The sequence below is a fragment of the Mycetocola sp. Y719 genome (assembly GCF_056713205.1).
The window spans coordinates 307,510-319,458 of record NZ_JBWYGY010000002.1; the positions used below are offsets into that span (position 1 = coordinate 307,510).

Sequence of the window (11,949 nt, forward strand, 5' to 3'; positions counted from 1 at the left end):
AGAGGGGAACCACATGAGCAGCGCTGACAGTCCAATTCGTCTCGCCATCGTCGACGATCATAAGATGCTCCTCGGAGCACTGACGGAATGGATTCGTGGCGCCGCCACCGACATCCGCATGGTCGCTGCCGTGCCGACCTGGCCGGAACTGCTCACGCATTCCGAGTTCCCGGTCGACGTGGTGCTGCTCGACCTCGACCTCAAGGACAACATCCCGGTGTCCCTGAAGCTCTCCATCCTCAAGACCACCGGGGTGAAGACCGTGCTCATGAGCACATACTCGGATCCCGCCGTCGTGCGTGAGGCTCTCGCATCCGGCGCCCTCGGCTACCTCGTCAAGACCGAGGACCCGACGATGATCGTCGAGGCCATTCGTTCCGCATTCGCCGGTGAGTCATTCATCTCGCACGAACTCGACATCGCGCTCAACGCCACAACGACCGGCTCGCCGAAGCTCAGCGCACAGGAGCGCCGTGTGATGGCGCTGTACGCCGCCGGTGAACCTGTGAAGAGCGTCGCTTACGAGCTCGGCATCTCCGAAGAGACCGCGAAGAGCTACCTCAAGCGCATCCGCGAGAAGTACCGCGCCTCCGGGTTCGACGTCGGCACCAAGGTCGCGCTCCGCAAGCGCGCCATCCTCGACGGCATCATCCTCGACTGACAGCGCAGCGAGTGGGAGGATGGGCACATGCTCGTCTCCTTCTCCGTCGCCCCCTCAGGTACCGGCCGCGCCGACGCATCGGTGCATGACGCCGTCGCCGCCGCTGTCCGCATCGTCAGAGATTCCGGCCTGCCCAACCACACCGACGCCATGTTCACGACTATCGAGGGCGACTGGGACGAGGTGTTCGACGTCATCCGGCGCGCGACCGACGCGGTCGGCCAGTACGGGTCACGGGTGTCGCTCGTCCTCAAAGCGGACATCCGCCCCGGCTACTCCGGAGAACTGACCGCCAAGGTCGACCGGCTAGAAGCGGCACTCGGCGACGACTGAGCCGCTCTGGTGCCCGCCCGCCACACGTCGGCGAGCGCCCAGCCGAGCAGGACGAGCAACCCGACGTTCCGCAGCGTGAGCACGAACACCATGGCGGGCGCGGCCGTCAGGAGCGCCCCGTACAGGTAGGGGTAGAACATCTGGGTCAGCGCCGCCAGGGCGAGGGCGAGCCCGGCCGGCCAGGCGAAGCGCCTGCCCCTGTGGACGATCCCGATGATCACCGGTGCGATCAGCCAGACCTGGAACTGCGGTGACCCCACCTTGTTGAAGACGATCAGCACGAGAACCAGGGCAAGGGCGAGCGACGGGAACAGCCGGACCAACGATGCTCCCCTCCGCGTCGCGAGGATGCCGGCGAGGACGGTCCCGGCGACGGCAAGCGCGAGGAGTGGCGTCATCAGTGCGATCGCCGTACCCACGCCAGGGCCGCTGACCTGGAAGGTGAGGATCCGCTGGTCGTAGTACACGAAGCTGCCGGGGCTGGCGGCAGAGGCGAGCCAGAGATACGGCGTCGACACCGGCGCCTCGATCTGCAGCCCGCGACCGGTCTGTTCGGTGACGAACCCGAACAGGTGTTGCCCTCCACCGAGCACGAACACGGCGGCCGCGATGATCGCGCTCGTCACCGCCCCGGCCAGCAGGATCGCGATCCGCTGTCGTGAGCTGACGAGCAGTGCCCCGATGAGGGCGGCCGGCCACACCTTCATCCAGGTGGCGACAGCGAGCAAAACCCCGCCGACCGTCGGGTGGCGTGCGACGAGGAGCAGGGCCACGACCGCGATCGGCACGGTGATCGAGTCGATCCTCGCCAGCGCGATCGGCCCGAGCAGGGCGGTGAACGCGAGCCACCACCAGGCCGCGAGCTCCCGGCGGCGTGAGGCCCCTGAGCCGAGCAGCAGGGCGAACGCCGCAGCGTTGAAGACGGTGACGAGCGCCAGCCAGAGCTGGCCGTAGAGATCCGGGCCGAGGCCCATTGCCGCGAGCATCGGCACGATCGCTAGCGCGGGGTACACCCATGACTCGGTGATGCCGACGATCGGGCCGCCGGAGAGCGCCTGCTCGATCCACGGCCGGTAGACCAGGGTGACGTCGCCGAGCGGCAGACCGATGGCGTAGTCGCCGATTCCGGTGCCGGGGAGGCCGAGGCAGATCCACGCGAGAACGGCGTGCACGACGACGAACGCCGCCCAGATGCCGATTCGCCTGCTCACCGCACTCATCCTAGGCGGGTGCGCCGGAGGCCCAGGTCAGTAGCCCGAGAAGTAGTCTGTCTTCGCCCGGCGGCCGAGCACGGGCCGCAGGGTGTCGACCAGGCCGGGCGGACCGGAGATCAACGCGGTCCGCTCACGCAGGTCGGGGATGGCCTCGGTGAGCCGTTCAGCCGTCAGCCGTCCGGGGCCGAGCCAGGTCCAGCCGGCAGGGAGGTCGCGTGGGGGCTCCTGGGAGGCCACGAAGACCGGCACGCCGAGCAGTTCGAGTTCCGTCCGATATGCGATCTCCGTTGGTCCCGCGACCGCGTAGACGAGCACGAGGTCCCGTCGTTCGCTGCGCCTGCCCAGGTCGGACAACTGGCTGAGGAATGGGGTGATCCCGATCCCCGCGGCGACGAGGACCAGCGGTGTCGCCGCATCCCGTGGCAGGGTGAAGTCACCCCAGATCCCTGTAGCCCTGATGCTCGCCCCCGGTTCGATCCGGCCGAGGGCGGTCTTGAACGAACTCCCGGGGTCATTCTCCCTGTACGCGATCGCCACCGTCCTGTCGACCGGTGCCGTCACGATGCTGAACATCCGGCGGTCTCCCCTCGAGTCGGCACCGCGGTGCGGGACGGAGAGCTCGAGGTACTGGCCTGCGGTGAACCGGAGTTCCGCCGACGGACGGAACCGCAACTCCACGGCCGACGGTGTCAGCCGGGTGCGCGATTCGAGGACCAGGCGGATGCCGCGGCGCTGGCCGGCGAGGAAGGCGAGCAGATTCCCGACGACGAGGGCGAGCTCGGGTGTGGCGAAGAGCGGGCCGATGGCGTACGGGATGGCGAACAGCACACCGACGACGACGGCCTCGGCGAGCTGCTGCCACCGCCTCGGTGGGAGCGTGAGCGGTTCGGTCAGCATGAACGCGGCGAAGAAGACGACGGGATACGAGGTGAACGGTGTCGCGAGGGCTGCGCCGAGCGACATCCCGTTCCCCAGGAGCTGGGACACGATCACGGCGACGCTGACGAGGACGAACACACCGGCCAGTGCGAAGCGCCGCGTGCGGTAGAGCACGAAGAATGCGGCGATCGCCACCGCCGGGAGCATGGCGGTACTGCCCACCCACCAGTACGACACGCCGAGCCCGGTGACGCCGACGAGAACGGTGCCGAAGGCCGCCGGGTTGAACAGGTGTCTGCCCCGCACTGCCACGACATATTTGGACGCGGTCGCCACGAGGGCGGCGACGGCGGTGGCGAGGAGCTCGAGGGGTTCGAGGCTCGGCCGGAAGATGAAGAACAGCAGCAGTCCGGTGATGATCGCCGATTCGGTGTGGGCCGTCACCCGGAACAGCGGCGCGACGAGCCGGTTCGAGATCACGCTCACGCCGACGGCGACGGCGAGTCCGGCGAAGAGCTCGAGAGGGGTGAAGAAGAGCACCCCTGTCGCGGACAGGACCAGGCTGACGACGACGAGGATCCCCAGCCAGACGCTGACCAGCCGGTACATCGTCACCCGGCCGATCGCGATGTCGAAACGGCGTTTCATCGGAAGAGCTCCCCGGGGAAACCGGGCGATCGCTCGATGCGCCCGTCGGTGAAGATCCGGACGCCCTCGGCGCCGAACGTGGCTGCGAGCTCCGCCGGTGCGGCGAAGAAGAGTGCGGTGGCGACCCCGTCGGCGACCGCGGTGTCGTCGGCGAGAGCCCAGGTTGCGACGACCGTGTCCACCGGCGACCCCGTCCGTCCGTCGATCACGTGGTGAAGTCCGTTCCCCCACGCCCGGCGGTTCGTGGCCGATGCGCAGAGCGCTCCGTCGGTGAGGGTGACGACGCCGACGGCCCGTGTCGCGTCGAACGGATGCTCGAGGGCGACCCGGATCGGGGCGCCCCTGTGCGCGATGTCCCCTGACGCGTCGACGGTGAACGCCGAGTGACCCGCCGCGTGAAGAAGGCCGGCGACGAGGTCGACCAGGTAGCCCTTCCCGACAGCGCCGATGTCGATGGTGACGGCGCTGGTCGTGTGCAGCACCGTGCCGTCGAGGCTGGCGATGTCATCCCAGACGGGCGCACCTGTGCGCGGTCCGTCCGAGGCGCGCAGCGAATAGGCCGCGTCGTAGCCGAGCCGGTTGAGTGCGTCGCCCACGAACGGAGACACGGCGCCGGCCGTCGCACGGCTGAGACGCTCGTAGAGAGCGAAGAGCGGCGGCGCGTCGGAGCCGAGGTCCCGTGCCCCGGGAGACGCGGCGATCTGCGCCACCGCCGAATCGGAGCGGAACCGCGACCAGGTCAGGTCGAAGGCGGCGATGCGGTCCAGGATGTCGGAGGAGAGACCCTGCCCGATCGGTTCAGCCGAGTCGATCTGCCAGCGGGTTCCGATGGCCTCGAAGACCATCGGAACCGCCGTCCTGGCCGTCTCAGCTGGCATCTTCCCTGATCTGCTCGATCGCGTCGTTGAAGCCGCCGCTGGTGAGCGACGAGCCCGCGACCTTCGACACGTTGAGCTCGTCGATGTTCTTGCCGACGGCGAGCTCGTCGATGCCGCCGATGAACTCACCCTGGAATTTCTTCGCGTTCGGGGTGCCGCCTGAACCGGTCACCTCCAGGTCGGAGATCGTGTTGTCCTCGAGGCTGAGGGTGACGGTGACCGATTCCTCTCCGCCCGGGGACTGGTAGTTCCCTGTCGCCGTGTATTCGCCGTCCGCGTAGTCGGTGGTCGTCGTCGGCTCCTGTCCGGCGTCCGTCGACCCCGACGGCTCCTCGCCCGAGGATCCGGAGGTGGCGCATCCGGCCAGTCCACCGATCATGGCGATACCGGCGAGTGCCGCCGCAACGTTCTGTCTCGTTCGAATCTGCATTGCCTGTCCTCTTCCCGGTGACTGAGCACCGTCTCAACGGCTGCCGTTGGCAACGCTAACCCGTGTGTCACAAGCTCTTCGTTGCGGCGGCTGTGAGGAGCCTGTGAAACCAGGGTCACGCCGGTTCGGCGCTGAGAAGCCGCCTGACGGCATCCGGAACCCGCTCGGCGATGTCGAGCGCGACGATCGGCCCTCCGCGCGACGCGATCGAGGCCGCCAGCCCGTGGATCACCGCAGCGCTTGCGGCGAGCCGCGCGGTCATGCCGGGCTCCGCCGCCGCATCGGTGTGCGTGGCGAGGAGCGCACCGAGGATTCCGCCCAGCACGTCTCCCGAGCCCGCCGTCGCCGTCCATGGAGGGGCGATCGACACGGAGAGCACCTGGCCGTCCGGTTCTGCGACCCACGTGGTCGAGCCTTTGAGCAGCACCGTGACGCCCAGCTGACGTGCCGCCCGCGCCGCCCAGCGGTCGGGCGCCGCAGCGATGTCAGCCACGTCCACGGTCGTCCCCGCAGCGGCCAGCATCCTCGACAATTCGCGGTAGTGCGGTGTGACGATCACCCCTGGGCGCGGAGCGAGCGCGACACTCTCGAGCGCCCCGGCATCGGCGACGACGGGCTGGCTCGACGCCAGGGCGTCCGAGAACAGCGCGCCGAGCAGCCCGAGGTCCTGTGAGTCGGTGCCAGAACCGATCAGCCAGGCCTGAACGCGCCCCGGAGCGGACACCACCTCGGGGCGTCTGGCGATGACCGCTTCTGTGGCATCGCCGAGGTACCTGATCATGCCGAGTCCGGTCCTCGCCGCGGCCTCGACACCGAGAACGGCAGCACCGGGGAATGCGCTCGAACCGGTGACGACGCCGAGGACGCCGCGGCTGTATTTGTCGCTGGCAACTGTCGGAACCGCGATGCACGCTGCCGCATCTCGCTCGCCCCACGGCATCCGGTGTGCTCCGGGAAGATTCTCCATCCCTTCACGATAGGTTGAATTCTGGCAGGAGGGCGGTATTCATGGCGATTCGGATCCCAGGGCGTGTAGTCGTGTTCGACTACGGGGAAGTCATCTCGCGGTCGCCGAGCGATGCGGACCGCACCGCCGTCGAACATGCCGCAGGGGTCGACGCCGAGCCATTCTGGCCGGCGTACTGGAGGCACAGGGACGCCCTCGATCATGGGCGCCTGTCCACCCACGACTACTGGAGACGGATCGCAGACGACCTCGGAACCGACTGGTCCGATTCGCACATCCACCAGCTCTGGATCACCGACTACCGCAGCTGGCTGTCGATCGATACGCAGGTCTTCGACATCATCGCCGAACTCCACGACGGAGGCACGCGCGTGGCTCTGCTCTCGAACGCGGCCGAGGAGTACGGCGGTTACCTGCGCGGCGGCCCCATGGCCCGGTTCTTCGAGCGCATGTTCGTGAGCGCCGAGATGGGCAAGCTCAAACCGTCCGCCGACATCTATCTCGAGGTCGCTGCCGAACTCGGCGTCACCCCCGACCAGCTCATCTTCATCGACAACAAAGCCACCAACGTCGAGGGTGCCGAGGCGCTCGGCGTCACCGGGCACGTGTTCACGGATGCCGCCGGGCTCCGCGCCTTCCTCACAACGCACGCCGACCAGGAGTAACAATGTCCGCCCTCTTCGAACCGTTGACCTTGCGCGCCCTGACGCTGCGCAACCGCCTCTGGATCTCCCCGATGTGCCAGTACTCCGTCGAGGCGGAAGACGGCATCCCCACCGACTGGCAGCTCGTCCACCTCGGCCAGTTCGCCATCGGCGGCGCCGGGCTGATCTTCGCTGAGGCGACGGCGGTCACCCCTGACGGCCGCATCTCACCGCAGGACACCGGGATCTGGAACGACGAGCAGGCGGCGGCGTGGGAACGCGTCGTCCGTTTCATCCGCGGCCAGGGCTCAGCGGCCGGCATCCAGCTCGCCCACGCCGGTCGGAAGGCTTCGACGTTCGCCCCGTGGGGCACCGACAGGCGCGGCAGCGTGCCGGTGTCGGACGGGGGCTGGCAGACCGTCGGACCCACCGACGCGGCGTTCGGCGACTTCGCCGCTCCTATCGCCCTCGACGAGGCCGGGATCGATGAGATCGTGGCGGCGTTCGCCGTGGCAGCGACCCGCGCGGTGAACGCCGGATTCGACGTGATCGAACTGCACGCGGCCCACGGCTACCTGCTGCACCAGTTCCTCACGCCGCTCGTCAACACGCGCACCGACGCCTACGGCGGGTCACTGGAGAACCGGGCCCGCTTTCTCCTCCGCGTGATCGAGGCCGTGCGTGCCGTCATCGGCGAGACGGTTCTCATGGTCCGGTTCTCGGCGACCGACTGGGTCGAGGGGGGTTGGAACGAGGTCGACACGGCCACGGTCGCCGGCTGGGCGGAGGATGCCGGCGTCGACTTCTTCGACATCTCCACCGGCGGCGCGGTCGCCGGAGCGCAGATCCCGCTCTCACCCGGCTACCAGGTGCCGTTCGCCTCGTCCGTCAAGGACAACGCCCAGGTGAGGGTCTCGGCGGTCGGGCTCATCACGGACCCGCTCGAGGCCGAGGACATCGTCCGTTCGGGTCGCGCCGACGCGGTCATGATCGCGCGGGAGGCGCTTCGCGACCCGCACTTCGCCCTCCGCGCTGCCGCGCTGCTGGAGGCCCAGGACCCCACGCCGGGGCAGTACCGTCGGGCGCCCTACCGCGACACGGCCTGAGCCGGCGTGTCCCGTCCGCGTCGCGGACGGGACACGCCGTCGTGCTCAGCGGCGCTGCGTGGCATCCTGAACTTCGCCGACCAGTTCCTCGATGATGTCCTCGAGGAACAGCACACCGGTGGTCTCCCCCTCGGTGTTGAACGCGCGCGCCAGGTGCGCCCCGGAGCGGCGCATGATGGCGAGGGCGTCCTCGAGGTCGGTGTCCTGGAAGATCGACACGAGCTGACGGATACGCTTCGCTGGCACCGGCTTGTCCTCATCGCCGGCCTCGGCGGTCGACTCGAGCCGCAGGATGTCCTTGAGGTGCAGGTAGCCGCTCGGCAGGCCGTCGGCGTCGACGACGACGTATCGCGAGAACCCGTGCTTGGCGACGGCACGCTCGACCTGCGCAGGCGTGGTGTCCGCCGGCAGCGTGACGAGCTTGTCCACCGGGATCGCGACGTCGATCACGGTCTTGTTCGTGAACTCGAACGCCGCGAGAAGGGCGCCGGTCGAATCGAGCAGCAGACCCTCCTTCGTGGACTGGTTGACGATGTTCGCGACTTCGTCGAGGGTGAACGTCGACGTGGCCTCGTCCTTCGGTTCGACCCCGAACAGTCTCAGAACCGCGTTCGCGACCGCGTTGAGCGACCAGATCACCGGCTTGAAGACGCGCGCGACGAAGACGAGAGGAGGGGCGAGCAGCAGCACCGCCCGGTCAGGCAGCGAGAACGACAGGTTCTTCGGCACCATCTCACCGAAGACGACGTGGAGATACGACACGAGCAGCAGCGTGATGATGAACGCGATCGTGCCGACCGCTTCCTCCGGCAGGCCGGTGACCTGCAACGGCACCTCGAGGAGGTGGTGAATGGCCGGCTCGGACACGTTGAGGATGAGCAGCGAGCACACCGTGATGCCCAGCTGGCTGGTCGCCAGCATGAGGGTGGCGTGCTCCATGGCCCAGAGCGCAGTGATGGCGCTCCGCTTGCCCTGCTCGGCGAGCGGCTCGATCTGCGACCGCTTGGCCGAGATCACCGCGAACTCGGCGCCGACGAAGAACGCATTGCCGGCGAGCAGCACGAACAGCCAGGCGATTCCTGCCCAATCACTCATCGTCTTCGCCCTCCTCGGCGGGGTGGGGGGTGAAGCGGATGCGGTCGATCCTGCGACCGTCGAGGCGTTCGACGCGCAACGTGCCCGAGTCGATCGACACCTCGTCGCCGATCAGCGGAAGTCGACCGAGTTCGCTCATCACGAAGCCGGCGACGGTCTCGTACGGTCCGTCCTCAGGCACGGTGATCGCCGTGCGTTCCAGCAGTTCATCCGGGCGCAGGCTTCCGGGGAATGCGATCGAGCCCAGCGTCTTCACGACACCGGCGCGGGTGCGGTCGTGCTCGTCTGCGACCTCACCGACGAGTTCCTCGACGAGGTCCTCGAGGGTGACGATGCCTGCGGTTCCGCCGTATTCGTCGACGACGACGGCCATCTGGTAGCCCCGGCCCCTCAGTTCCTCGAGGAGCGCGTCGAGCCGCATGGTCTCAGGCACGCGGACGATGTCGTACTGCAGGGCCGAGACCGGAACATCCGCCCGCCTGTTACGGGGGACCGCGATGGCCTGCTTGACGTGGACGAGACCGACGACGTCATCCGCGTCCTCGTCGATCACCGGGAAACGCGAGTAACCCGTTGTGCGGGCACGGTCGACGACGACCTGCGCGGATTCGTTGCGGCGGACGGACTCGACTCGTGGCCGCGGCGTCATGACGTCGTCCGCCGTGTGGTTCGCGAACTGGAGGGTCCGGTTGAGCAGGGTCGCGGTGTCGCTCTCCAGCGTTCCTGCTCCAGCGCTACGTCGGACGAGGCTGGACAGCTCCTCTGCGGTGCGGGCGCCGGACAGCTCTTCCTTCGGCTCGATGCCCATCGAACGCAGGATGCCGTTGGCGCTGCCGTTGAGGACGACGATCGCGGGCTTGAACACCGTCGTGAACACGGTCTGGAACGGGATGACGAGTTTCGCGGTCTGCACAGGGAGCGCGAGGGCGAAGTTCTTCGGAACCAGCTCGCCGATGATCATCGACAGCAGGGTGGCCACGGTGATCGCGACGGTCACGGCGATCGGTGTGACCGCTCCCTCGGGGATCCCGAGAGCCGTGAGCGGCGGGGTGAGGAGCGTGGAGATGGCCGGCTCCATCGTGTAACCGGTGAGCAGGGTGGTCAGCGTGATGCCGAGCTGGGCGCTCGACAGGTGCGTCGAGGTGATCTTCAGCGCGGCGATGGTCATGCCGAGCCTGGTCTCCCCCTTCGCCTGTCGGGCTTCGAGTTCGGATCGGTCGAGGTTGACGAGAGCGAACTCGCTGGCGACGAAGAGGCCGGTGCCGACAGTCAGCGCCAGGCCGACACCGAGGAGGATCCACTCAAACATGGGTCAACTCCCGCACAGGCGAGACGGGTTGATGGGCTTCGGGCGAACTGGCAGGAGGGGGGTCGTCCATTGTGCGGTCAATTATACGCAGCACCGAGTGGGGGTTCGCTGCACGGGCGGGCGCCGGGCACCGCGTTCACGCGGGTGAATCGGCTTCGCGCGGGTGGAAAAACACCCGCGCGGGGCCGAAAGACCCGCGCGAAGCAGGGGCGGTGCAGCGCGACCGTTACCAGGACACCGGCAGCGCCTTGCCCTCTTCGTAGCCGGATGCCGACTGCAGGCCGACGAGTGCTCGCTCCCTGAACTCGGCGAGCGACGCCGCGCCGGCGTAGGTGAACGACGACCGCACCCCCGAGATGATCATGTCGAGAAGGTCCTCGAGCGACGGACGGGCGGGGTCGAGGTAGATCTTCGACGACGAGATCCCCTCGGCGAACAGTGTCTTCCTCGCGAGCTCGTAGGGGTCGAGCCTGCCGAAACGTTCCTGCACCGCCTTCGTGGACGCCATGCCCCAGCTCTCCTTGAACAGCCGGCCGGACGCATCCGTCTTCAGGATGCCGGGGGCTTCGACCGTCCCCGCGAACCAGGAGCCGATCATCACAGACGCGGCCCCTGCGGCGAGTGCGAGTGCGACGTCGCGCGGGTAGCGCACGCCGCCGTCCGCCCAGACGTGGGCACCGAGGTCGCGCGCGGTCTCTGCGGTCTCGAGCACGGCCGAGAACTGCGGGCGCCCGACCGCGGTCATCATGCGAGTGGTGCACATGGCTCCAGGGCCGACGCCCACCTTGACGATGTCGGCGCCGGCGGCGACGAGGTCGGAGACGCCGCTTGCCGTTACGACGTTGCCTGCGACGAGTGGAATCCCGAGCCCGAGCCCCTTCACCGTTGCGAGTGCGCGCAGCATCCCCTCCTGGTGTCCGTGCGCCGTGTCGATGACGAGGGTGTCGACCCCGGCAGCGGCGAGCGCGCGGGCCTTGGACGCGACATCGCCGTTGATGCCGATGGCGGCGGCCACGAGCAGGCGGCCGGATGCGTCGACGGACGGCGAGTAGAGCGTCGAACGGAGCGCAGATGTGCGGCTCAGCGTGCCGACGAGCTTCCCGTGGCGGAGCACGGGGGCGAAATCGAGGTCGGCGGCGACGAGCAGGTCGAATGCGGCACGCGGGTCGGTGACGTCTTCGGCGTCGATCGAAGCGAGGGACCCGTGCAGCAGATCGCCCAGCCTGGCGTCGGGGAGGGCGTGCTCCAGGTCCGTGGCGTGGAGACACCCGGCGTATCCGCCGTCGGCCTCCGTGATAACGATGCCGTGGCCGGCCAGAGCGGGGAGGAGGGAGAGCGCCTCTGCCACCGTGGCTTCCCTGCCCAGTTCGATCGGGATGTCGAATTCGACCGGACGCTCCTTCACCCAGCGGATTGCGGCATCCAGTCGCTGCAGCGGCATGTCCTGGGGAAGGACCCCGAGTCCTCCGCGCCTGGCGAGCGTCGCGGCGAGCCGCGGGCCGGTGACCGAGTTCATGTTGGCCGACACGATCGGGAGCTTCGCCCCTGTGCCGTCCCCCGGCGCGAGCGACACGTCGAGGCGGCTCGACACACCCGATCGGGACGGGACGAGGAACACGTCCGAGTATGTGAGATCGAAAGTCGGTGCGTCTCCGTAGAACTCCATACGACCACGCTACCCATCACGCAAGCGGGCCGCAGCTTCCGCTTAAGGGATTAGGCTTGAACACGGATCTGGCAACGCTTCCCACGGATGTCGTTGTCGTACTCACATCGACGTAAGAG

The 11,949-nt window shown here is 68.3% G+C and carries 12 protein-coding genes; 4 read left to right on the forward strand and 8 right to left on the reverse strand.

All coding sequences use genetic code 11. From position 1 onward, the window contains the following. The first annotated feature begins 13 nt into the window (after window positions 1-13). Window positions 14-661 carry a LuxR C-terminal-related transcriptional regulator gene (locus AC1M0F_RS07865; RefSeq protein WP_480237669.1) on the forward strand — a complete coding sequence of 216 codons (648 nt, stop codon included), beginning with the start codon at window positions 14-16 and terminating at the stop codon, window positions 659-661. 27 nt (window positions 662-688) lie between these two features. Further along, window positions 689-994, forward strand: coding sequence for a thiamine-binding protein (locus tag AC1M0F_RS07870; RefSeq protein ID WP_480237670.1), 306 nt, complete (start codon window positions 689-691; stop codon window positions 992-994). Here the strand turns inward: AC1M0F_RS07870 and AC1M0F_RS07875 are convergent. The 5 genes from AC1M0F_RS07875 to AC1M0F_RS07895 form a co-directional block, all read right to left on the reverse strand. Beyond that, the gene (locus AC1M0F_RS07875; RefSeq protein ID WP_480237671.1) at window positions 934-2,205 is read right to left on the reverse strand and encodes a glycosyltransferase 87 family protein; all 1,272 of its coding nucleotides are present in this window, start codon (window positions 2,203-2,205) and stop codon (window positions 934-936) included. The two genes, AC1M0F_RS07870 and AC1M0F_RS07875, sit on opposite strands and share 61 nt — an antisense overlap. A gap of 36 nt (window positions 2,206-2,241) precedes the next feature. Then, window positions 2,242-3,735, reverse strand: coding sequence for a ferredoxin--NADP reductase (locus AC1M0F_RS07880; protein WP_480237672.1), 1,494 nt, complete (start codon window positions 3,733-3,735; stop codon window positions 2,242-2,244). Continuing rightward, complete coding sequence (locus tag AC1M0F_RS07885; protein ID WP_480237673.1) at window positions 3,732-4,613, reverse strand: FAD:protein FMN transferase; 882 nt, start codon at window positions 4,611-4,613, stop codon at window positions 3,732-3,734. Before AC1M0F_RS07885 ends, AC1M0F_RS07880 begins: the two co-directional genes overlap by 4 nt. Further along, window positions 4,603-5,043, reverse strand: coding sequence for an FMN-binding protein (locus tag AC1M0F_RS07890; RefSeq protein ID WP_480237674.1), 441 nt, complete (start codon window positions 5,041-5,043; stop codon window positions 4,603-4,605). Before AC1M0F_RS07890 ends, AC1M0F_RS07885 begins: the two co-directional genes overlap by 11 nt. A gap of 115 nt (window positions 5,044-5,158) precedes the next feature. Further along, a complete protein-coding gene (locus AC1M0F_RS07895) occupies window positions 5,159-6,010 on the reverse strand; it encodes an ADP-dependent NAD(P)H-hydrate dehydratase (RefSeq protein WP_480237675.1) in 852 nt (283 codons plus the stop codon). Between the two features lie 41 nt (window positions 6,011-6,051). Here AC1M0F_RS07895 and AC1M0F_RS07900 point away from each other — a divergent pair, with 41 nt between their 5' ends. Both AC1M0F_RS07900 and AC1M0F_RS07905 read left to right on the forward strand, forming a co-directional pair. Beyond that, window positions 6,052-6,675, forward strand: a complete 624-nt coding sequence (locus tag AC1M0F_RS07900; RefSeq protein WP_480237676.1) for an HAD family hydrolase — start codon at window positions 6,052-6,054, stop codon at window positions 6,673-6,675. Window positions 6,676-6,677: 2 nt separating this feature from the next. Then, a complete protein-coding gene (locus AC1M0F_RS07905; protein ID WP_480237677.1) occupies window positions 6,678-7,760 on the forward strand; it encodes an NADH:flavin oxidoreductase/NADH oxidase in 1,083 nt (360 codons plus the stop codon). 45 nt (window positions 7,761-7,805) lie between these two features. Here the strand turns inward: AC1M0F_RS07905 and AC1M0F_RS07910 are convergent, their stop codons facing one another. The 3 genes from AC1M0F_RS07910 to guaB1 all read right to left on the reverse strand — a co-directional run bounded on the left by AC1M0F_RS07910 (window position 7,806) and on the right by guaB1 (window position 11,830). Beyond that, a complete protein-coding gene (locus AC1M0F_RS07910; RefSeq protein WP_480237678.1) occupies window positions 7,806-8,855 on the reverse strand; it encodes a hemolysin family protein in 1,050 nt (349 codons plus the stop codon). Beyond that, a complete protein-coding gene (locus tag AC1M0F_RS07915) occupies window positions 8,848-10,164 on the reverse strand; it encodes a hemolysin family protein (RefSeq protein WP_480237679.1) in 1,317 nt (438 codons plus the stop codon). Before AC1M0F_RS07915 ends, AC1M0F_RS07910 begins: the two co-directional genes overlap by 8 nt. Before the next feature lie 226 nt (window positions 10,165-10,390). After that, a complete protein-coding gene (guaB1, locus tag AC1M0F_RS07920; RefSeq protein ID WP_480237680.1) occupies window positions 10,391-11,830 on the reverse strand; it encodes a GMP reductase in 1,440 nt (479 codons plus the stop codon). Window positions 11,831-11,949: the final 119 nt, after the last annotated feature.

Excerpts from the sequence above, each read along its gene's own strand:
- AC1M0F_RS07865 (WP_480237669.1), top strand. The coding sequence starts at position 14 with ATGAGCAGCGCTGACAGTCCAATTCGTCTCGCCATCGTCGACGATCAT.
- AC1M0F_RS07870 (WP_480237670.1), top strand. The coding sequence starts at position 689 with ATGCTCGTCTCCTTCTCCGTCGCCCCCTCAGGTACCGGCCGCGCCGAC.
- AC1M0F_RS07880 (WP_480237672.1), bottom strand. The coding sequence starts at position 3,735 with ATGAAACGCCGTTTCGACATCGCGATCGGCCGGGTGACGATGTACCGG.
- AC1M0F_RS07885 (WP_480237673.1), bottom strand. The coding sequence starts at position 4,613 with ATGCCAGCTGAGACGGCCAGGACGGCGGTTCCGATGGTCTTCGAGGCC.
- AC1M0F_RS07890 (WP_480237674.1), bottom strand. The coding sequence starts at position 5,043 with ATGCAGATTCGAACGAGACAGAACGTTGCGGCGGCACTCGCCGGTATC.
- AC1M0F_RS07895 (WP_480237675.1), bottom strand. The coding sequence starts at position 6,010 with ATGGAGAATCTTCCCGGAGCACACCGGATGCCGTGGGGCGAGCGAGAT.
- AC1M0F_RS07900 (WP_480237676.1), top strand. The coding sequence starts at position 6,052 with ATGGCGATTCGGATCCCAGGGCGTGTAGTCGTGTTCGACTACGGGGAA.
- AC1M0F_RS07905 (WP_480237677.1), top strand. The coding sequence starts at position 6,678 with ATGTCCGCCCTCTTCGAACCGTTGACCTTGCGCGCCCTGACGCTGCGC.
- AC1M0F_RS07910 (WP_480237678.1), bottom strand. The coding sequence starts at position 8,855 with ATGAGTGATTGGGCAGGAATCGCCTGGCTGTTCGTGCTGCTCGCCGGC.
- AC1M0F_RS07915 (WP_480237679.1), bottom strand. The coding sequence starts at position 10,164 with ATGTTTGAGTGGATCCTCCTCGGTGTCGGCCTGGCGCTGACTGTCGGC.
- guaB1 (WP_480237680.1), bottom strand. The coding sequence starts at position 11,830 with ATGGAGTTCTACGGAGACGCACCGACTTTCGATCTCACATACTCGGAC.